The following is a 21,898-nucleotide window of genomic DNA, read 5'->3' as shown; positions in this document are numbered from 1 at the left end:
GGATGCCGTTTTCCTCTTGGACTACGGGGGTCTGCAATGGTTTTTAATTGATCTATGAGGGTCATGGGTTGATGGTTGAATATGGTTTATCAACCCATCCTCATTTTTCTCTGCTGACATTGAAACCACCCTGGTTTTCCTCTTGGACTACGGGGGTCTGCAATGGTTTTTAATTGATCTATGAGGGTCATGGGTTGATGGTTGAATATGGTTTATCAACCGATCCTCATTTTTCTCTGTTGACATTGAAACCACCCTGCCTCTCCTTTTAGGAAAGGGGTTGGGGAGAGGTTAACCAATAAGTATTGCCACGCTACCTACAGTTATCCTTTATACCATCGTGAAATCCGCACCATTGAGACTGCTGGATTCTACCCCGGTTAGGATTGCCAAAAGATCATCATTGCTCTTGAGGCTAATCAGCGTGTCATTGACATTAGCACCCGTGCCTTGTGTAATGTTCAACTGCCCAAAATTCAAACCACCCGACAACCCAATTCGGTCTTCACCATCCATAAAGTCAACAATGGTATCAATACCATTATTAACAGCTACCAACACAAACCTGTCTCCTCCAGCGTCTCCAGTCAGAGCATCGTTGCCAGCACCACCGACCAGCAAGTCATTACCAGCACCGCCAATCAAACTATCATTGCCATCCCCACCAGATAATTTGTCCCCGCCAGCACCACCATTTAAGAGATCGATGCCGTTACCGCCGGATACATTGTCACCGCCAACGCCACCATTAAAGGTGTCGTTGCCGCCATTCATGTCAACAACCGAACTCTGATAAGTGCCTAATAGGGTAATAACATCATTCCCATCTTGCGGCTGATTGGTGACTGGTTCATCGCCTCGCAGGTTAATGAAAAACTTGCTATTGTTCATGGTCACGGTGATATTGTCGTCACCGAAACCGCCACCAATCTTCCCGTCGGAACGCGAGCCATTGTTGGGGTTGGTGTCATTGTCCCACCCAGCTGCGAAAGTGACGTTAATCGTGTTGTTGCCAGCCTTACCGTGAGCGGCGTTTACACCATCGGGATCGATAATTGTGTCGTTACCGTCACCACCAAATATCCGGTCGTTATAGCCAGTACCGCCATCGAGTGTGTCATCGCCAGCATCGCCATTGATTGTGTCATCGCCAGCACCGCCATTGATTGTGTCATTGCCAGCACCGCCATCGATTGTGTCATTACCAGCACCGCCATTGATGGTTTCATTGCGGTTAGTGCCAGTCAGCACATCATCATTCGCGGTGCCATTGATTACTGGGGTAGGAAGGGTAAAACGAGCCACCAGCGGATCGTGATCGCTTTGTTGATCTGCAAACTCGGCATTTAGATGCACAATATCAATTTCAGCAGCCGCGTTGGTGCGGAGATTGCCACTTACGAGGATGTGATCGAGTGCCTGAGAATTACCCTCAAACACGTAGGTGTATTGCTCATTTAGTGGTAGAGTCTCCACCAAGTTAGTCAGGTCATCCCCTTTCAATACTTCCAATGGGTCTGAGAACTGAAAGTCGTTGAAATCACCCATTACAGCTACATTGGCATTGGCATCAGCAGCGAGAATGTTTTCTACAAAGTTGTTAACAATCTCAGCTTGTTGCAGACGTTGAGCCTCGGAGGTGAGTGTTGGTGGTTGGTTGCTGCCAAAAAGTGGTTGATCGCCGCCTTTAGAGTTAAAGTGGTTGCCGATGACAAAAACTTGATTGTCGTTGAAGATAAACTCGCCGACCAGCGGTTTGCGGCTGTTGGCAAAAGCATCGCCATCTGAGAGGTCGGTGTCAACAATGCGACCGGGACTGGCGGAAAGTTCCGCACCATTGCCATCAATTACCGTGGTGTTGGTTGTGGAAGTGCCGCCGGGACGATCTACAAAGTCAACTCGCTCAGGGTTGAACAGGAAGCCGACGCGAATATTACCTCCAGGCTGACCGCCATCTTGGTCGTCTGCTGGGTTAACTTGACGGAATTCGTAAGTGGGGCCACCTGCGGCTGCGATCGCATCTATCAAAGCTTGATAGGTCAGGTTGGCATCTACAACGCTGTCATTTGTGGCACCATTGTTATCCTGTATTTCCTCCAAACTCAGGATGTCTGGTGATTTGAGGTTGTTGACAATCAAATTGGCAAGGCTGCCGAATTTGCTGCCATCGCTGGGGTCAAGATTCTCGACGTTGAAACTAGCTACTGTCAACTGGTCTTCAGTCCCGGTTAACGTGGTAGTTTCCCGCTCTATACCACCAGAAGTGACAGTTGGCAAGGCTGTTGTATTAAGCAGCTTGTAATTGCCAAAACTATAGTCGATGACACCAGTAATCGAACCATTGAAGCGATCGCTTACATTCACCTGTGGCGCATTAGGAACTAGCAGATCGTCAATGATGATGCGTTCTGGATTAAAATCCCCTTGCTGGATGATAATACCGCCCCGCTCGGTACGAGTGCCAGCATTCGCCCCATTGTTAGCCAAGACAGCGATTTCACCGAAATCGTTGGTAGGACTAACTGCCACAGCGTTATTAACCTGCACCCGCATTCCTTCCAGACTTTCATAGAAGTCAATGCCATCTTGGGCAGGATCGAAGAGGGCGAAAGAATCATTATCGATAATCTGCGTCGGCGGTGTGCGATCGCTACCAATTACAATCGCAGCAGGTAGCGGATTGCCAGTTGAGAGTGTGTTAATCCTTCCGGTATTACCAACACCAATCTGAGTAATTGACAGATTGTTGGAGTTAGCACCGCCTGGAGTGAATTCACTCACATTACCGCTTACCAACAGAGAGTCCCCAGCGCTGACGGTGGGTCTTATGCCCGTGAAAACAAAAATTCCCTCAGAGGTGGCATCATCCGCATCAGGATCAGGATCTTGCAAATAAAAGCCATTAGACCTAACAGCAGTGACAATACCAGCCACGTTAGAAACACTTTGCCCTGAGTACGGCGAGGTATGACTAGCACCTTGAATATCGCGGATGCGGACATTCCCTGCCGTGGCATCGTTATCTGTCACCGTGACGGTGGTCGTACCGTTGGTATTAGTCGTAGAGGCAGTTAATGTCACCGTCTGAGAGCCATCAATAAGGGCATCATCAACCGCAGCGATCGCAAAGTTTGCCGATGCCTGATTTGCAGCAATAGTGACAGTTGTGGCAACTGTTGCCTCTCCGGTATCGCTGGAAAGAAGGTTGACAGTCAGCGGATTTGTTAAATCCCCAGTGCGAGTCACAGTGCCAGTAGCCGCATCTGCACCAGCTGCTTCTGAGAAGGAAACAGGGGAAACACTTAAACTTAGCGAGGATGTTGGTGTTGGGTTGTCGCTGCGAGTATATCTTCCCAGATCGTCCAACGTATCTGTAGCAAAGCCATCCCATTCAATGCTGGGGTCGAAGGCATTGTTCTCGATGGTATCGCCAGTTGTAACGCTGCTTTTACGCCGGAGGGTGTTGTCAGCTGTACTTATAAGTCCGCTACCCCATTCGGTTCCCGGATCAACGCCAACTTGACCAATTACATCAATGATGGTTCCAGTTGCTCCGCCCCTACGCAGCACGATCGCATCATCGCCATTAAACCAACTTGCAGCACTTGTCTGATCTGCCTGCGCCAAAATCGCTGCATTGGCGTTACTTTGAGCCAGAACAAACACATCGCCGTTTGCCACGGTGCCAGTTAGGTTAATCGTCAGCCCAGCACTGCTGCTGCCATTGAAATACATCTGCACCACATAGCCTGCTGCTGCCAAGTCAATTGCCGCATCAGTGCTGTTGTAGATTTCCAGTGCTTTGTTGTTACTGCTGCCCTCGACATACTCTGAGAAAAATAAGCCTGCCATAGAACCTTCCTTGGTGGTAGAAAACGCAAGATGCAGAATTGGAAATTCAGATGCGATCGCATCTGGCAAACTGACACGATGCTGACTTTAGTTGTTGGACAACTAAAATCAGTAGAACTACTGCCTGTCTATCTGAAAAACAATAAGTTAGAGGTAAAAACAAGAACATTTACCTATTTTTAACCTGTACTTAAAGTTAGGTTTTAGTTCGTCTTGCAGGATATCACTTATATTTAAAGTGTTCTAGTCCTTGACAGAAAATTTACATCAGTATTCCGCAAGAGGCTGAGGAAAGTTTTGAGTTATAAATTAATAACTCCGAAACGCAATAAATTGCTGTTTCTATTAGGGCTGACGCACGTCAACACGCTGTAGGGGCTTTTTGATTGCCATGCCCCTACGACACAATCAGGCATTCACTAATTAACTGCGTAAGTCCTGTCTATAACTCCTCACTCTCCTGAGTCCCTATTGGCTCTTGCTACCAGAAAGTTTGTAGTTCTTCCACAAGTGCTTTTACAAAAGTGGGATGTTCCTTAACTCAAATTTAAACTAGGTGCTAGTTTCTTCGCTTTCAGCCATTGGTGAATCTTGGTTATCTTCTGTATCTTCCTGCCAAGTATTGAGAATGTCTTTAACCAAAAGCTCCTTTAACCAAGCTTGAGCCACAACCACTAAGGGCAAAGCCAGTAAAAGGCCTAAGAAACCAAAGAAAATGCCGAAAGCCACCTGTGACAACAAGGTGACTGCTGGTAGAAGAGACACCTGATGCTTCATAACTAAAGGTGTCAGAAGGTTACTTTCAATCTGCTGAATAAGGATATATAAAACTATCACTGCACCTGCTTTCCAAGGTGCATCAAGTAAGGCAAGTGCTGCTGGTGGTATAACACTTAAAGTAGGGCCAAGATTAGGAATAAACGTTAATAAACCTGCTAAAAGAGCATTAGCTAGAGGGAGTTGCACCTGCAAAATCGACAAACCCAAACCGCTCAAAAGGGCAATCACAGTCATATTAAAAAGAATGCCAATTAACCAACCACTCAGAGCAACTTCGCATTTAGAAAGAATCTTATTGACTCGCTGACGATAGAAGCTAGGAAATAGCAGCAAAAATGCCTTTCGGTAAGAACTGGGATTCGCCAAAAGCATGATGGTCACAACTAAGACCAACAATAAGCTCAGAATAATTTGAATTGAGTTAGCAAACAAGCTATAAAAATTTGTAAGCAGCCGATTAATAAAACCGGGTAATTGTTCAGTTAAACGACTAAAAACACGGGCATCTTCTAAAGATTGCCCTGGAAGTCGGCTTTGCAGCGATTCAGCCCACACTCGTAGCCGATCTAATCCTTGTGGCACCCATTCAATCAATTGTGGCAGTTGATTATAAAAAGGTGGAACAATCAAGGCAAGAAAAATAGTCACAATTGTGACTATACTAATAATTGATAATGTAATGGCGATGCCTCGGTTGACTCCCCGTTGCACAAGCCATTTTACAAGTTGGTTTATAGCTGTTGCCAAGACTACAGCCATAAAAGCCAGCAACACAACTTGCCGGATTTTCCACAAGATGTAAAGAGAAATGATCAGGGCGATTAATCCGACCCATTGCCCTAGACGCACAATCCTGTCTCCATCTTTTGGTTGATTTGAAGCGGTTGTGTTGAATTTAATCTTTTGAAACTGCTTGTGTCTTCCTCCTTAAGGAAGTGTATAAAAAGCGGTTTTAAGATTTTGCTTTATGTTAATTTATATATTAAGTTTAGGGTTTTCACGCCTTAACTGTGGCGAATATAGTATCAAGCACACTCGTTAATCCCTAGTCTTTTGTAAGGCTGAGTGTTGAGGCAATTCCATCAGATAGATTTCATCATAAATAAATGCCTAGTAGCACTTGGATAGAGCAACTTGCGCGGTTCGGTTATGCGGCGAAGGGAATAGTGTACTTTATTATTGGCTTGCTGGCGATACCTGTGGCGTTAGGCTCTGGCAGCAAAACGGCTGACACGAGTGGAGCTTTGGATACAATTGTTGCACAGCCATTTGGAAAATTTTTGCTTGCTTTGATTGCTTTTGGTCTGATGGGGTACGTGCTATGGCAGTTGACTCAGGCATTGTTCGATCCGGAGCATCAAGGCAAGATTAATGCTAAGAGAATTTTACAGCGCCTTGGCTATGCGCTCAGCGGTCTGAGCTACGCAGGTGTATCGCTGAGCGCTGTGCAGACTGTTTTTGGTGAGGAAGGCGACGATAGCAGCTGGCGGCGAGACTGGGCGGCGCGTTTGCTAGAACAACCCTTGGGACAAGAGTTATTTTGGATTGTCGGAGCGATCGCGATCGCTGTGGGTGTTTCCTTTTTGTATGAAGCTTACACTGCTAAATTCCGCAAACACTTCAAATTGCTCAACATGAGTAAAGCTGAGATACAATGGGTAACTTGGCTTGGCAGATTTGGGATTTCTGCGCGTGGTGCTGCTTTCGGTCTTATCGGTCTTTTAGTGATTCAAGCTGCACTTCAGGATGACCCAGGCGAAGTTCAAGGACTGGGGGGTTCTCTGCAAGCGCTGGCAGAAGAAACTCTCGGTCAGTGGATTCTAGGCGCGATCGCTTTGGGTTTCATCGCCTATTCTCTCTATATGTTGATTCAAGCGCGGTATCGTCGCATTGATCCCCCATAAATTAATCTAATAATCTTATTTACTGGGCTGAAAGCTACTTTTTTTAACCCAAGCGCCGAGACAAATTAAATAAGATTGCTATATAGAAATTTTCAGTTCCTCGTTAATAATAATTTGTATATAATTAGTGATTGGAGAAAACCTATTACCGTTGTAAGTTTGGTCTGTGCAAAATAGCGCTACCCACTAAATGGCTCACTCTCTCATTTCAACCTTTTGACTGACTGAGCAATTACTACAGGTTGGTTCTCATATTCTATTTTCAATTCAGGCTGCAAGTTAAAATCAAAATCTCTTTCGATTTCGGCTTTAACAAACTTACGGACTAGACCCGTCACTTCAACAATTTCACCTTTTTTAATCGGATCTCCTGCTATAACGGCACCTGTTACCAGTAACTCTTTACCGCCAATCAATTCTTGGTCATCGAGTAGAAAGGTATTTGGGCTGATAACTTTTTCAACATTGCTAGTTACAGTTACAACCTGACCAAAGTATTTATCTGGTTCTTCGCCGACTTCACCCGGTTCGGGTGTTAGAGTCACGTCCGAGGCTATAATTACAGATTCTCCCTCGTATTTCTTAAATAGATTATCCTCTAAATCAAAGCTCAAATTTCTCTCGATATCGGCAAGAATAAATGTAGTAACTTTACCCGTCACTCGGACATGAGAATCTTCAATTAGACGGGCTTCTTTAGCACTCACTATCAACACTACTGGATCGATAAATAGCGTTTCACCTTCGATTAAAAACGCTTTTGAACCAATTATTTCTTCGACTTCACCATTTACAGTTATAGTTTTGCCTATGAAATCCTTAGCTGATTTGTTAACAACTTTACTTATCGTCGTGGTAGCCTCAGGAGTAGATGAGAGATTACACGCGGCAAGAAATACAGTAAAGAGTAATAGAGCCGCTTCTTTAGCCTTCCATTTATGCAAATATTTATTTACCATTGAGATTACCACTCTTGAAAATCTGTCTACTCTTATCAATCACTCGAAAATACTCACTGGGAAAAGTGATTTTTCTTTTTTCGGTCTGGGCCAAATAAAATAAATGTATTAAATTCCGGTAATTTAATACTTGGAAAGAAATAAAAACTAATTCATAAAACATAAGGGGAAGCAAATTGCTTCCCCTTAAATTATAAGCCTGAAAGTAAAAGTTATTTTATATGACTTTTAGCTTTAATCGAACTGCCTAGCTTTTATTTAGTTAACCAGTAGTATTGATAAATGAAGGAATGACCCGGCAACTTAACTGGTTATATTCTGCACTCGATCATTCCATCAATCAACAACATTCTTTATTCAATCACTTGGGTTGTTTGAGCAACGATCACAGGCTTATTCTTATATTCTGCTTCTATCTTTTGCTTTAAGTTTAAATCCCAAGTCAAGTCGTAATCTTTCTCGAACTCAGCCAGAACAAATTCACGAACTACCCCCGTTACTCGGACATCTTTGCCTTCAGTAATGGGAACAGCTGCTGGAGTTGCATTTATAACCAGCACTTTGTCGTTATTGAATATCTTTTCGTCTTCCATTTGGAAAGCTTTTGCACCAACAATTTCTTCAACTTCCCCAGAGACAGTTACAGTCTGACCTATGAGTTTGCGAGTGTCTTCAACAACTGTTTCTACAGATGTGTTTCCAGCATCAGGAGCAGTTACAGGTGCATTTGCAGCATCAGGAGCAGTTACAGGTGCAGTAGGAGAAGGGACAGTTGCTTCTCTTTCAGGTGTGCCGCAAGCCGGAAGCACTAAAGCCAAAAATCCTAACGCGATCGCTCCCTTTACCTTCCACAGCCCTTGAGCCAAACCGCTAGTTTTTACGTTCTTCTGTAGCATTGGAAACACTCCTCAAAACTATAATATTTTAGGCACAATTGGTAAATTGCCCTACTGATTAGGTACAGAAAAACCTTTATTCTTAAACTCAATAAAGGTTTCTTCGCACTGTTTTTAAAATGCCCAACTAGGCAACTATAAAATTACCTGCCACCCAATTAAATTAGGCGACTTATCGTCATGGAATAACGACCAATTACTTATAATTTAAAACCCAAAGCCGCTGTTTTGCGTCTGCCTAGAGAAAGAGAAGTAGAATACATACTTATTCCTCAAAGAGTGTTATTTGTGAACTTTCTTTGAAAGCGAGCTTGCTGGAAGCGATGTCCCACCGTAACAGCCCACAATAGGTAGAGTTTGGACTCCATTTTTCCCCTCAACAGCAACCTCTGTACCATTCACCCTAACTTACTGCGGCTTAAACCCGTGGAGATGCAGTTGCACATCTGCGTAAGGGAAAGCATAATCCCCCATTTTTCTATCTATAAAGTTCTTTTATGGTGGCGACTAAATACCACTGATATCAATATTAAAGGTATGAAAGTGAAATACTGCTTGAAATACTTTGAGATCCAATGTCATGCGATCTAAAAACATTTCAAGCAGTATTTTTATCAAGCTATACCAAATACTCGTCTTAGATATATGAATCACCAGACTGATTGACAATTATTTGACAATAGTCTCTTTACAAGAACTCATATAATTCAATTGCTTGTCTCAACTGAGAATAGCAGCAAGGAAAATAAAAGCAGTATTGCTTTTCCTTATAGTTGAGATTTGGATTTCAAAATTTCTATATAAGCAATGGGAAGAACCAAAGGCCAAAAAATAGTTGCTACCACCAAAGTCACAAAACCTGGAAGGCGCTCTTGTGTCTTCCAAGTGCGATCGCGCTTGAAGAATTCTAACCAAATAGCAAACAAAGTGGCGGCTATCAGCAGGTAAAGAACTTTTACGCAGATCATAAGTGTCTCCAGAACAACTTCTTTTATAAGGGTTCCCGTAACCTAGCTCGGCAATCACTATTTCGTTACAAAACTTTACAATGAATTGTATTATCTGCTACTTCAAGCCTATCAGCCCGGTGTTACAACCATGTGACCAACTTGTGTAGAGAATCTGTAGCGAAAGAAAGTTGTAGGTAGCTGATCCCAATCCGAAATCAAAAATTTGTACTCAAGCCAAAGGCAGAAAAAAACGAAACGTGCTGCCCATGCCCAGCTTACTTTCTACCTCAATCTGACCGCCTTGCAGTTCAATCAAGCGCGAGGAGATAGCTAACCCGATGCCAGTTCCTCTAGAATTCTGAGAGCGAGACTCGTCAGCTCGCCAAAAACGCTCAAAGACATGGGGTAAATCTTCCAGCGCAATTCCTTTACCCGTGTCAACTACAGCAATCCACAGCCGTTGTGATGCACTCCAAACTCGGACAGTAATCGAACCAAAACTGGTGTATAGCAGCGCATTTCCCAGCAGATTCACCAAAACCTGTTCCACGCGGTCAATATCCGCTAAGACAGGGGGCAGTTGGGGCGGACAGTCTAATTTCAAGACTACCGGGCCATCTTCCAACAACTGCTCAGAAAATCTTTCTACCAAAGACTCTAATAAAGGTCGTAAATTAACAGGCTGGAGATTAATCGGCAAATAGCCAGCTTCCGCCTTAGAAAGTTCCTGCAAATCGTTGACTAACCGCTCTAACCTAGTGGTTTCGCGCACCAGCTGCTGGTAAACTTCTGGCGATGGTTCAATTCCGCCGTCAGCCATCTCCTCCAAATAACCGCGAATCACTGTTAGGGGTGTCCGAAGTTCGTGAGTGAGGTCGCTAATAAGTTCCCGCCGCCGCTGTTCCACGCCTTCGAGACTGGATGCCATGCGATTAAAACTTGCAGCCAGCCGATTGAGTTCCCGAATTTCGCTGTTTGGTAGTCGTTCATCCAGATGTCCGGCAGCAAACTTTTGGGTGATTTGTTCCATTTGTTTCAAAGGCTGGACGATCCGCCGCGTTACCAAATAGCTCAATCCACCCGCTGCGGTAGCACCCACAAGAACTGATAATAAGGTGCTGCGACTCCAAGCTGTTTCAAAGCTTCTTACCAGCTGCCTCCGGGCATAGCGTACTTGCACCCCAGATATTTCGATTTGTTGCAGCTGCACGATAAAAAAGCGCGGCGAAGACAATTTGCTAATCGCCAGTAGGCTACCCACTCCCACCATCATGACCAAGAGGTGGGAAAGAAATAGACGCGATCGCAATCCAACTTTATTCAACGGCATTTTTATCCTATGGCATCTTCAAATTTATAGCCAACACCTACCACCGTCTTAATAAAGCTAGGATTGGCTGGATCTGGCTCAATTTTTTTCCGCAACCGCGCCACATGAGTATCTACAACTCGTTCATCACCAAAAAAGTCATCCCCCCAAAGTTTCTCTATTAGTTGCGTTCGGTTCCAAACTCTACCAGGATGACTGATAAAAGTAGATAACAAGTTAAATTCTAGAGTCGTCAAATCTAAAATTTCTGATTGTTGAGAATCGATTTGGCGTTTAGCAGTGCGCTGCTCTACATCAACAGCGAAATGTTGTGTATGATAAACCTGATGTTGTCCTCCCTGACGCAAACTGCGGCGCAATAACGCCCTTACTCTAGCAACCAATTCTCTAGGACTAAACGGTTTTACCAGATAATCATCAGCACCAGTAGAAAGTCCGATAACGCGGTCAATTTCCTCACCCCTAGCAGTCAGCATCAAAATATAAGGGTCTTTCGCACCAGGTTTCTGTCGGATTCTGGCACACACTTCCAGTCCATCCAAACCAGGTAACATCAAATCAAGAACGATTAAATCCGGTTGTTGCTCCTGAAAAACTTGTAAAGCTTTCAAACCATCGCGGGAGTGATGGCAAGAAAAACCCTCTCGTTCTAAAGCTGTCTGGATGAGCTTAGCAATTTCCGGTTCATCCTCAACAATCAAAATATCCATTTATAACCATTAAAAATTAGTAAGTAGGTGGGATTAATTATTTGTAGGATGGGTTACGCTATTGCTAACCCATGCAGATGTTGGGTTTTCTACGTCAACCCATCCTACGAACATCTTCTATCTAATCGCATCCGCCTACTTAAATTAAAAATCGATTCTCAATTTTTAATTTTTCGGACGCATCGCTTCTCGACCCAATATCATCATCCCAGCAACACCTAAACAAACAAACCAGACGTATTGATACCAATATTCTCGAATCTGTTCTGCTGCACTAAGTTCCGGGTGCAGGGCATCTAAATAGAGTACCAATAAAACCATAAATAACGCCCCAAACCCCGAAAAGGTCAAACCGATGAAAATTCTAGCGGGTTTTAGTTCATCATCACTGATGGCATCCAGGTCAATTTCTGCCAACTCGCGGAGAGACTCGTCTGCAACTGCTGAAGCTGCTTGCAAATTATTTGCCACAGGCGGCGGCAAAACTGGCATTAAGGTTTTTACGGTTTTGCGTCGCAGCAAACATTCTGTATCCCGCAGCAATGCTAGAGGCTTTGCTTGAGGGTAGTCAAATTCGGCGGCTTTGGGTGTCGATGTAGTGGTGACTTCCGGTTCAAAATCCATAGCTTGCCTACCAGTGCTTGTTTCTAAGATACAGCACCAAACTGGATTAAAGGTATATCCAGCAAATAGCTCCTAAGTTAGTAACAAAGCTTTTTTTGTTCGCCCAGCTAGGTGAACCCTGATGGAGGAAGTGCGATCACTCTAGCTAATTCTATGGTGAAACTTAGCTGAAATTTGAGAAAACTATAGAGGATTAGGATGTCTAGGAAAGCAACCTTAGAGCCAAATAAGTCCGCGAACTTAAAAGTCTTTGGAATACTAACGGCTGGCGGAGTGCTTGGCTCCTTAGCAAGCCTTCCTTATATTTTTAGCTTAATCGAGCCGCCTTCTATACCTATTTGGCAATTCTTGCTATTAGTCACAGTACAAGCTTCGGTGCAAACAGCTTTCGTGACCGGGCTGGGGCTTTGGTTAGGGGGTAAAGTTGGACTAGGCGCACCCGTGCTTAAAGCCTGGTTAGCAGGCGACCCGGAAGCGTCTCATCGGTTTCGGGCATCCCTACCCATATCTGTTGGTGCAGGTGTGATCGTAGCAGGGATTATGTTGCTGCTAGAGATTTTTGTGTTTGTCCCCTTTTTACCTGATGCCTTACGCAAAGTACCGCTTCCCTCACTGTGGCAAGGTTTCTTGGCTTCCTTCTACGGTGGGATTACCGAGGAATTGCTGTTGCGCTTGGGTTTGATGACGTTACTGGTTTGGTTGGGAACAAAGCTCACCCGTCAGCCACATCCTAAGTCAAGTGTAATGTGGAGCGCGATCGCTCTAACTGCCTTAATTTTTGGGGCGGGTCACTTACCAATAACCGCTCGTCTAGTCCCCCTAACTCCCTTTGTGGTGACACGGGCCTTATTGCTCAACGGTATCCCAGGATTGCTTTTTGGCTGGCTCTATTGGAGAAAGGGACTTTTAGCCGCAATGGTAGCGCACTTCTGGAGTGACATCGTTCTGCACGTTATTGGAGCAGCGTTATTCTTGGCGTGAAAAAGTTATTCACTTACTTAAAGAACAAGACGGTTCACGAAGAAGTTAAAAATTAAAGACCTGCGTTAGGTTGGGCCCTTGGAACCTTACCCAACAAATGCTTATACAGCGGCTTGCAGTCGGATGAAGTACAGGCTATCTGGAGAGATGCCCGACTTCTTGGAGAAGTCGGGCATCTTTGTACCTCACTCACAAGGGAAAGCGCTGTATTTGTTCGAGTTCGTCCCTCAACGAGGGAAACCCCCACACCAGGGTGGCTCCCCAACCTACAAATTTTAGGGTTTGACGACCTGCTTCATTAAATGTGGAACAACTGACAACTAAAAGCCTAATTTTTCCAACACTGGACGAGTTGAGACAATGTGCCTATCCAAACCGAGTTGTTGCGGACTAATCCCCAACGCGAGGCAGATAAGCTGAGGTAGATGCAGCACTGGCAAACCCAGAGTCTTGCCGATCACCTTTTCCACTTCCGGTTGACGAGAATCTAAATTCAGGTGACACAATGGGCAAGGCGTCACCATACAATCAGCACCAGCGTCAAGTGCTTCTTGGATGTGCGAACCAGCCATCTTAAAAGATTGCGTTGTCGCATAACTGGAAAGAGGCCAGCCGCAGCATTGGGTGCGTCCTCGGTAATAAACTGGTGTCGCCCCCAGCGTCCGGAACACATTCTCCATCGATTCTGGTTCCAATGGGTCGTCGTAGGGTATATGAGTTTGGGCGCGTAGCAAGTAGCAACCATAAAATGCTGCACACTTCAACCCAGCAAGCTTGCGGCTAACCCGGTTTTGCAGTTCTTCTAGTCCGTAATCTGCTACTAACGCCCATAGTAGGTGTTTGACTTCGGTACTGCCCTGATAAGGCGAACAGCCTTCTTTTTTCAATAAGCCATTAACCTGCTCAAAGTAGTTTGGGTTGGTTTGTTGGGATTCCTTCAAACGCTCATCCACATGACCAATCACCCCTTGACAAGTGCTGCAATGTGTGAGTAACGGCAGATTCAGTTGCTCGGCGAGAGCAATATTGCGGGCGTTAACGGTATCTTCTAGCAGTTGGGAATCTTCTTTGAAGGTGCCAGAACCGCAACAGGAGGCTTTTTTCAGTTCAATCAGTTCAATTCCCAATGCTTGGGTGAGGGCTGCTGTAGACTGGTAAAGTTCCCGGCAAGCTCCTTGGGCAACGCAGCCGGGGAAGTAAGCATATCTGAGAGTTTGGGATGGCATAGCCTTGAGTGAAGAAAACACGCGATCGCATGAGCGTAGCGTGGGGGAAACAAGCTGATATCTCTATCATCGCTCTTGAACGGGGAATTATTAGGTCACGTTGCGAAGATAAACATAAAACCTTCTCGATTTGAGTTGGGCGTTTGTAGGTATGACAGATGGGCTGGTATTGAATTCGATTGTGAGGATAGATACAGCTACTTTTTGATTGGGATGAGGCTGCCTTGAAATAACCGGACAGTCTATTGTTCGCGCTTGCAGAATTTTAAAAAAGAATGTATCGAAAAATACAGATTGACGTAATGTAGAACTCCGTCTGTAGAGAAAGCCAGCCGCCTCCTGCGGTAGAAGCTTGGTAAAACAACAACATCTATTCTATTAAGAAGCGACTGCTTCTTAAACATTCCCAGCCATCAGCAAAAAACGACAAGGATGCAACTCAAGCTTGTCAATGGACAAGTTGTTGCCATCTTGGGAGTTTCTTGCAGTATCAGGCGCGAAACTGTTTAGCAAATTGCTAAACAGGGCGTCAACTTGGTAGTGGCTGCTTGTAGTCAGGTAGGGTTGAACCTTCGTGTAGACAAGATTCCTCGCATGGGCAGTAACGCGGTTCCAGTCGTTGCTGATGCAACTGTTTTTGAACAAGTCAGGGCAGTTAAAGCAGTTGAAACTGCCAGCGAGGATCACTCAACGCCAAACGTGCTGTATTCAAATTCAATTTAATTGGTGGAGGAATATGACAATAGCGATCATCGTGCATGGTGGAGCAAAAACCATTTCAGAAGATAAGACAACAGCGAATACAAAAGGTTGTTTAGCTGCTGTCGAGGCAGGTTGGGCTGTGCTTGAACAAGGCGGTGATGCCAAAGACGCAGTTGAGGCTGCCATCCGAGTGCTGGAGAGCGATGCAACCTTCAATGCCAGTCTGGGTGCCACCCTCGACGTTGAAGGTGAAGTGTACCTGGATGCTGCGATGATGGAAAGTGACAAATTGCGGTGGGGAGGTGTGGCAGCAGTACAGCGAATCGCTCACCCCATTTCAGTGGCAAGGAAAATTTTAGACGAAAAGCCGTCGCTGCTTGTAGCAGAAGGCGCAGAACGCTTTGCTGCTGAGCATGGCTGCGAGATGTGCGAGCCAACAGATTTGATTAGTGATGAACAGCAGGAGGAATGGGAGCAGCAGAACACGCCGCACGATCGCCCTGCTACTGTCGGCTGTGTGGCGCTGGATGTCAATGGTAACTTGGTTGCCGGAACCTCAACGGGAGGTCTTGAGAACCAACTACCAGGTCGTGTTGGCGATACCGCACTGGTGGGATGTGGCTTGTACGCGAATAGTCAGGGCGCTTGCTCAACTACAGGCGATGGAGAGTCTATAATCCCGGTGGGTTTGGCTAGGACTGCTGTCGATTTATTGGTGGGCAATTCCCCTAGCTCGAATGGCTCCGCTACACGTCATCCAGAGGAAGCAGCTCAGATGGCAATTGATAAGCTCAAGCAGCAGGTTGCTGGAGAAGCCGGATGTATTGTTTTAAATCCTCAGGGACAAATCGGTTGGGCGTACAATTCCCAAGACATGGCAGTTGGCTATAGAAGCTCAGAAATGGATCGGGCAGCAGTATTTACAAAGAAGGAAGACGAGCGTTTCGCTAAAAGCGCATAATTGCTTTGACTGCTTCTGGTAAGTAACGGTTTTGAGACCTCCAGGCATCTCCCTATGAACCATCAATACAACTTCCAGTATTTCCAAGGAAGTTCTTTTTCTGAGCTATTTGCCCAAGACATAACAGATGCGGGGTATACGTTCATCTTGAATTACCCCGCGACTGCTAGTTGGGCAACTTATCCCAACACGAAAAAATACTTCCTTCAAGACGGTAGTGATGAAGCCACCAAAACTGGCTATGACAAGATTGGTGAGAAGGAACCTTGGAAAAACCTGGCGGTTCTAGGGGATACCATTCCCGGTATTATTCTTAGTCCGCCGCCAGACCTGTTGATTGACTACTGGCGAGAGTGTTTTGGCTTTGGCTACAACAATTTGGAACTGTTGGATCGGCAGGTTTATTTAGATGAACTCAATCAGAGCGATCGCTTTGAGCGAGTTATTACCTTATTCCCTTTCGATGGTTTACTTCCCCAGAAGCACGCTGTCGATCCAGATACTCACTACCGTCTCCTGAGCAAAGTAACGCTAGCCGATCTTGGGGTTCCCTGTCCAAAGTATCAGAGCTACAATCTGCACACCTGCAATCTTGATGAGATTAAGTTACCGGAGCAATTCCCCTACTTGATCAAAACATCTCACGGACTCTCAGGCGAAGGTACTTATATTATCAAAAGCGCCAGCCACCTGAACTACTCTTTGGAAGAAATCAGGAAATATCTGGCTATCAAGCTGGTGGATACCATCATCGTCTCGGAATTCGTCAAAGATGAAGTGCAAAACTACTGCGTGCAGTTTTACGTCAACAAGGTAGGAGACATCACCCTGATCGGTGTTACTCAGCAACTCGTCACCCCTGATGGCAAATATCTAGGGGGGCTGATTCACTACCGTACTGACATGAGCAAGTTCTATGAGATGATTGCTGCTGTCGGTCAGTATGCTCACCAGCAGGGATATTTCGGCGTTATTGGGTTCGACGTGTTGGAAAATAAAGACGGCGAACTTTACGCGATCGATGCCAATTTTCGAGTTAATGGCTCAACGCCCCTCTGCTTGCAGCGTCATACGCTGCTGGAACTAGGGAAAGAAGTCGCTACATATTCCAGTGACTACCGTATGGATGGAACCTTGGAGTCGATTTTAGTCAACCTAAAGCCAGAACTAGAGCGCCACGACTTCACGATCCTGTCGGCTCTAGAGAAGGTTAAATATGGCAAAATCTACACAGAAATTTACGGAATCGTCACTGGAGAAACCCTTGACCAGATGCAGGGCATTGAGCATAGCCTGCATGAGAAGGGATTGCAGTTGGTTAGCTAAAAAGCCTTGGCTCAATATATCGCAGCCGTTGAAGGAGTTGCGACATATCTGTTCGTTTGTAGTGTCTCGTCACAAGAGCGACAAACATCTCCCTTGTAAGGATAAAAATAAAAATTTTTCCCGCTCTTCCCTACTGGGGAGGGAGTGAGCAGGCTGGGGGTTAAGTCTTGTATTTGAGTCCACAGACAACCGTTGTAGATTTCAGGATTGTTATTAGTATTATTTAAATTGTATTCTCATCTCAGTGAGCTGAAAAGCTTTGGGGGCGGAGTTTTCAGGTTGTTATGGTAACTCAATATCCCTGTTTCCCAGTGTGCTGCTCCCCCACTCCGACTAAGTGCCACTTAGATAAGCGACTATCTATCGCTTTTGTTGTCCCTCTTTCAGATAAGATGAAAAAATGCTTAAAAACCGTATAACCCTATATAGCAAGTTCTGGAGACTGGGTAGAGGATTAATATGAGCCAAGAGGAAATTTTTGCAAGAGTCAAGAAGATTGTGGCGGAACAACTAGAGGTTGAACCCGATCAAGTAGTGCCGCAAGCGAACTTTGCTAACGATCTGGGAGCGGATTCCCTGGATACGGTTGAACTCGTCATGGCCCTAGAAGAAGAGTTTGATATCGAAATTCCAGACGAAGCAGCTGAACAGATTGCCACTGTTCAAGCCGTTGTGGACTACATCAACAACAAAGTCACGGCTTCGGCATAAATTCTAGTGTGCTGAGTGCTGTAGGGGCGGGTAAGACGAAAATTTCTTCTAACATTGGATTAACACAATGTGTCAGCACTCGCCCCCACGCGAGGGCGATAGTTGAAAATAGTAAGTGATACTGAAGTTCTCAGTATTCTTAGCTCAGTCAGTTCTGTATAGTGTTTCCGCGTTCTGGGTGTAAAAACCCTTTTAGTATTGGCATCATGACAAATTTTGAATGCAAGCGGGTTGTTGTAACAGGTCTCGGCGCGATTACACCGATTGGCAACAATTTGGCTGATTATTGGGCAGGGTTGTTGAGCGGTCGCAATGGAATAGCCCCGATAACCTTGTTCGATCCATCCAAGCACGATTGTCGCTTTGCTGGGGAGGTAAAAGGATTCGACCCCCACGAGTACCTGGATCGTAAGGAAGCTAAGCGGATGGATCGATTTGCCCAGTTTGCGGTTAGTGCCAGCAAACAAGCGATCGCAGACGCTAAATTTGTCATCAATGATCTGAATGCAGAACAAGTGGGCATCATCATTGGTACGGGCATTGGCGGTATCAAGGTACTCGAAGACCAGCAAGAAGTCTACCTGAATCGCGGCCCGGATCGGTGTAGTGCATTTATGATTCCCATGATGATCGCCAACATGGCAGCTGGGTTAACAGCAATTCACACGGGTGCCAAAGGGCCAAACAACTGCACGGTGACAGCTTGTGCCGCAGGTTCTAATGCGGTAGGAGATGCTTTTCGCTTGATTCAGCGAGGATATGCTCAGGCGATGATCTGCGGTGGGACAGAAGCGGCGGTAACGCCTTTGTCGTTTGCTGGATTTTGTGCGTTGCGGGCGCTGTCAACGCGCAATGATGACCCACAAAAAGCTTCTCGTCCGTTTGATCGCGATCGCGATGGCTTCGTCATGGGCGAAGGCTCTGGCATTCTAATTCTAGAAGAATTAGAACACGCCCTCAGTCGGGGAGCCAGAATTTATGCCGAAGTTGTCGGTTACGGCATGACTTGCGATGCCTATCACATGACAGCACCAGTTCCCGGTGGCGAAGGTGCCTTCAGAGCTATGCAAATGGCTTTAAAGGATGCCTCCTTAACTCCCGATCTGGTAAGCTACATCAACGCCCACGGCACCAGTACCCAGGCGAATGATGTCACGGAAACAGCCGCGATTAAAAAAGCTTTGGGCGACAGTGCCTACAAAGTAGCAATTAGCTCCACCAAGTCCATGACTGGTCATCTTTTAGGCGGAAGCGGTGGTATTGAAGCAGTCGCTACGGTGATGGCAGTTGCCAATGACCAAATTCCACCCACAATCAACTTAGAAAATCCCGATGAGGGGTGCGATCTGGATTATGTCCCCCACACAAGTCGCTCTTCAAAAGTAGACGTAGCACTTTCAAATTCTTTCGGATTTGGCGGTCACAACGTAACCTTAGCATTTAAAAAGTACGTCTAGAGGCGATAAAAATATAAATAGGTCAGGTGAAGACTCAAACGTTTTAGTCTTCATCTTTCATAATTTCGTCTTTTCCACAGCTTGCCCATAAGTCCTGCTAATGGGATGATAATCGGGTAATGGGTGCTTAGGGCGATCCCAGAGCATTCAATTTCCAGCTCATCCAAAAAGCGTGCTAACCCGTCGTTAAGTAGAATAAATCATGGTTGTTGCAACCCAATCACTCGAAGAACTTTGTATTAATTCCATCCGCTTTCTGGCGATTGATGCCGTAGAGAAGGCAAAATCAGGCCATCCAGGGCTACCAATGGGCGCTGCACCGATGGCATTTGTGCTTTGGGATCGCTTTATGCGGTGTAACCCGAAAAACCCCAAGTGGTTTAACCGCGATCGCTTTGTCCTCTCCGCTGGACATGGCTCAATGTTACAGTATGCTCTCCTCTATCTAGCTGGCTACGACAGCGTGACGCTGGAAGACATCAAGGAGTTCCGTCAGTGGGAATCAAGAACCCCAGGACACCCGGAAAACTTCATGACACCTGGAGTGGAAGTCACGACGGGGCCATTAGGACAAGGTATTTCTAACGCTGTAGGCTTAGCGATCGCAGAAGCTCACCTAGCAGCTAAGTTTAACAAGCCCGATAGCACCATCGTAGACCACTATACCTATGTAATTTTAGGTGATGGTTGCAACATGGAAGGTGTTTCCGGCGAAGCTTGTTCCTTGGCGGGACACTTGGGTTTGGGTAAACTCATTGCCCTGTACGACGACAACCACATTTCCATCGATGGCTCCACTGACCTAGCTTTCACCGAAGATGTCGGTAAGCGCTTTGAAGCTTACGGTTGGCACGTCCTGACTGTAGAAGACGGCAACACCGACCTAGAGGCAATTCACAAGGCAATTGAAGCAGCAAAAGCTGTCACCGATAAGCCCTCAATGATCAAAGTCCGCACCACCATCGGTTACGGCTCCCCCAATAAAGCCAATACCGCAGGTGTCCACGGTTCCGCATTGGGTGGCTCAGAAGTAACTGCAACCCGTGAAAAACTCGGTTGGGAATACGAGCCTTTTCAGGTTCCAGAAGATGCCCTTAACCATTGGCGCAAAGCAGTTGAACGCGGTGCTAAGTACGAGGAAGAGTGGAATAAGAACTTCGCCGATTACAAAGCCAAGTATGGTGCTGAAGCAGCCCAACTAGAACAAATGCTCAGCGGCAAACTGGCAGAAGGTTGGGAGAAGGTACTACCTACCTACACCCCAGAAGATAAGGCAGATTCCACCCGCAATCAGTCTGGTAAGTGCCTCAACGCCTTGGTTGATGTTGTCCCCGGATTAATTGGCGGTTCTGCTGACTTAGCTCACTCCTGCATGACCTTGCTCAAGTCTTCCGGCGACTTCCAGCCCGGCCATTACGAAAATCGCAACATCCGCTTTGGTGTCCGCGAACACGGCATGGGAGCGATTTGTAACGGCATTGCTCTACATGGTTCCGGATTAATCCCTTACGGTGCCACCTTCTTAGTTTTTGCTGACTATATGCGGGCGGCGATTCGTATTTCAGCATTGTCCCACGCAGGTGCTATCTGGGTGATGACCCACGACTCCATCCAGCTAGGTGAAGATGGCCCCACCCACCAACCAGTTGAAACCATCGCATCTCTGCGGGTAATTCCCCAGCTAACAGTGATTCGTCCCGCTGATGGCAACGAAACCTCTGGTTCTTATAAGGTAGCGATTGAAGCTGCTAACCAAAATCGCCCGACGTTGCTGGCGCTGTCTCGTCTAGCACAGCCCAACTTGCCTGGCACTTCTATGGAAGGCGTGGCTAAAGGCGCTTACATCCTCTCCGACAGCGATGGCACTCCTGACATCATCCTGATGGGTACAGGTAGCGAACTTCAACTCTGCGCTGGTGCAGCCGACAAGCTGCGCGGTGAAGGCAAGAAAGTCCGTGTCGTCTCTATCCCTAGCTGGGAACTGTTCGACGCGCAGGATGCGGCTTACCGCGAGTCTGTGTTACCCAAAGGTGTCACTAAGCGCTTAGCTGTGGAAGCAGCTTCTAGTTTCGGCTGGTGCCGTTACATTGGCAGTGAAGGCGCAATGATCAGCGTTGACCGTTTTGGCGTTTCCGCCCCCGGCCCCGTTGCTCTAGAGAAGTTCGGCTTCACTGTTGACAACGTAGTTGCCAAGGCTAAAGAATTGCTCGGTTAATAACAACTCAATAATCTCTTGAGGGGTGGTCAAAATGCCCGCCCCTTTTTTATTGGCAAAAATACAGGTATCCTTCGCGGACAAGCTGGCGGGGTGACAACCTCGCCAGTATTGAGCTTTTTGTTTACAACTTGTTCTTTTTATGACAATTTGTATTCCGCCCGCTTCAGTATAATTACGGAATATTCCAGCTCGGCTAATTTCTATAAAAGATGAACATCACTAACAAAAGAAGTATTGAGTAAGACGCAAAAAAAGCCCGGATGGTGCGCGGGCTTTGTCTGTATAGCCTCAGCCTTATAGGGGGCGAGCAA

General features: G+C 46.1%; 18 protein-coding genes. 9 read left to right on the top strand and 9 right to left on the bottom strand.

The annotated features are described in order from the left end of the window. Positions 1-330: 330 nt before the first annotated feature. Positions 331-3,852, bottom strand: a complete 3,522-nt coding sequence (locus H6F74_RS25680; protein ID WP_190444960.1) for a lamin tail domain-containing protein — start codon at positions 3,850-3,852, stop codon at positions 331-333. A 30-nt stretch (positions 3,853-3,882) separates the two neighbouring features. On the opposite strand from H6F74_RS25680, the gene H6F74_RS25675 reads away from it, so the two are divergent. Further along, a complete protein-coding gene (locus H6F74_RS25675; RefSeq protein ID WP_190444959.1) occupies positions 3,883-4,035 on the top strand; it encodes a hypothetical protein in 153 nt (50 codons plus the stop codon). A 369-nt stretch (positions 4,036-4,404) separates the two neighbouring features. Here the strand turns inward: H6F74_RS25675 and H6F74_RS25670 are convergent, their stop codons facing one another. Then, a complete protein-coding gene (locus H6F74_RS25670) occupies positions 4,405-5,481 on the bottom strand; it encodes an AI-2E family transporter (RefSeq protein WP_190444958.1) in 1,077 nt (358 codons plus the stop codon). 257 nt (positions 5,482-5,738) lie between these two features. Between H6F74_RS25670 and H6F74_RS25665 the strand changes: the two genes are divergently transcribed. Further along, complete coding sequence (locus H6F74_RS25665; RefSeq protein ID WP_190444957.1) at positions 5,739-6,536, top strand: DUF1206 domain-containing protein; 798 nt, start codon at positions 5,739-5,741, stop codon at positions 6,534-6,536. A gap of 203 nt (positions 6,537-6,739) precedes the next feature. On the opposite strand, the gene H6F74_RS25660 is transcribed toward H6F74_RS25665, so the two are convergent. The 6 genes from H6F74_RS25660 to H6F74_RS25635 form a co-directional block, all read right to left on the bottom strand. Continuing rightward, positions 6,740-7,495 (bottom strand): hypothetical protein, encoded by a 756-nt coding sequence (locus H6F74_RS25660; protein WP_190444956.1) that lies wholly within the window; start codon positions 7,493-7,495, stop codon positions 6,740-6,742. Between the two features lie 353 nt (positions 7,496-7,848). Further along, positions 7,849-8,391 carry a hypothetical protein gene (locus tag H6F74_RS25655; protein ID WP_190444955.1) on the bottom strand — a complete coding sequence of 181 codons (543 nt, stop codon included), beginning with the start codon at positions 8,389-8,391 and terminating at the stop codon, positions 7,849-7,851. A 767-nt stretch (positions 8,392-9,158) separates the two neighbouring features. Then, positions 9,159-9,359, bottom strand: coding sequence for a hypothetical protein (locus tag H6F74_RS25650; RefSeq protein WP_190444954.1), 201 nt, complete (start codon positions 9,357-9,359; stop codon positions 9,159-9,161). 211 nt (positions 9,360-9,570) lie between these two features. After that, the gene (locus tag H6F74_RS25645; RefSeq protein ID WP_190444953.1) at positions 9,571-10,671 is read right to left on the bottom strand and encodes a HAMP domain-containing sensor histidine kinase; all 1,101 of its coding nucleotides are present in this window, start codon (positions 10,669-10,671) and stop codon (positions 9,571-9,573) included. Positions 10,672-10,673: 2 nt separating this feature from the next. Then, positions 10,674-11,381, bottom strand: coding sequence for a response regulator transcription factor (locus H6F74_RS25640; RefSeq protein ID WP_190444952.1), 708 nt, complete (start codon positions 11,379-11,381; stop codon positions 10,674-10,676). A 165-nt stretch (positions 11,382-11,546) separates the two neighbouring features. Further along, positions 11,547-12,005, bottom strand: coding sequence for a hypothetical protein (locus H6F74_RS25635; protein WP_190444951.1), 459 nt, complete (start codon positions 12,003-12,005; stop codon positions 11,547-11,549). Between the two features lie 198 nt (positions 12,006-12,203). Here H6F74_RS25635 and H6F74_RS25630 point away from each other — a divergent pair, with 198 nt between their 5' ends. Then, positions 12,204-12,986: a CPBP family glutamic-type intramembrane protease gene (locus tag H6F74_RS25630; protein ID WP_190444950.1), complete on the top strand. Its 783-nt coding sequence runs from the start codon at positions 12,204-12,206 to the stop codon at positions 12,984-12,986. 320 nt (positions 12,987-13,306) lie between these two features. Here H6F74_RS25630 and H6F74_RS25625 read toward each other — a convergent pair whose 3' ends face one another. Further along, positions 13,307-14,212 (bottom strand): CoB--CoM heterodisulfide reductase iron-sulfur subunit B family protein, encoded by a 906-nt coding sequence (locus H6F74_RS25625; protein WP_190444949.1) that lies wholly within the window; start codon positions 14,210-14,212, stop codon positions 13,307-13,309. A 540-nt stretch (positions 14,213-14,752) separates the two neighbouring features. On the opposite strand from H6F74_RS25625, the gene H6F74_RS25620 reads away from it, so the two are divergent. The 6 genes from H6F74_RS25620 to tkt all read left to right on the top strand — a co-directional run bounded on the left by H6F74_RS25620 (position 14,753) and on the right by tkt (position 21,584). After that, positions 14,753-14,935, top strand: a complete 183-nt coding sequence (locus tag H6F74_RS25620; RefSeq protein ID WP_206756353.1) for a hypothetical protein — start codon at positions 14,753-14,755, stop codon at positions 14,933-14,935. A gap of 13 nt (positions 14,936-14,948) precedes the next feature. Then, positions 14,949-15,875: an isoaspartyl peptidase/L-asparaginase family protein gene (locus H6F74_RS25615; protein WP_190444947.1), complete on the top strand. Its 927-nt coding sequence runs from the start codon at positions 14,949-14,951 to the stop codon at positions 15,873-15,875. A gap of 54 nt (positions 15,876-15,929) precedes the next feature. Then, a complete protein-coding gene (locus H6F74_RS25610; RefSeq protein ID WP_190444946.1) occupies positions 15,930-17,201 on the top strand; it encodes an ATP-grasp domain-containing protein in 1,272 nt (423 codons plus the stop codon). Between the two features lie 459 nt (positions 17,202-17,660). After that, complete coding sequence (acpP, locus tag H6F74_RS25605; protein ID WP_190423992.1) at positions 17,661-17,912, top strand: acyl carrier protein; 252 nt, start codon at positions 17,661-17,663, stop codon at positions 17,910-17,912. 206 nt (positions 17,913-18,118) lie between these two features. After that, on the top strand, positions 18,119-19,369 hold the full coding sequence (fabF, locus tag H6F74_RS25600) for a beta-ketoacyl-ACP synthase II (RefSeq protein ID WP_190444945.1): 1,251 nt from the start codon (positions 18,119-18,121) through the stop codon (positions 19,367-19,369). A gap of 202 nt (positions 19,370-19,571) precedes the next feature. After that, complete coding sequence (gene tkt, locus H6F74_RS25595) at positions 19,572-21,584, top strand: transketolase (protein ID WP_190444944.1); 2,013 nt, start codon at positions 19,572-19,574, stop codon at positions 21,582-21,584. Positions 21,585-21,898: the final 314 nt, after the last annotated feature.

It is taken from the genome of Trichocoleus sp. FACHB-90 (genome assembly GCF_014695505.1).
GTDB classification, from domain to species: domain Bacteria; phylum Cyanobacteriota; class Cyanobacteriia; order Cyanobacteriales; family FACHB-T130; genus Funiculus; species Funiculus sociatus.
This window is presented reverse-complemented; position numbering and strand designations above follow the sequence as displayed.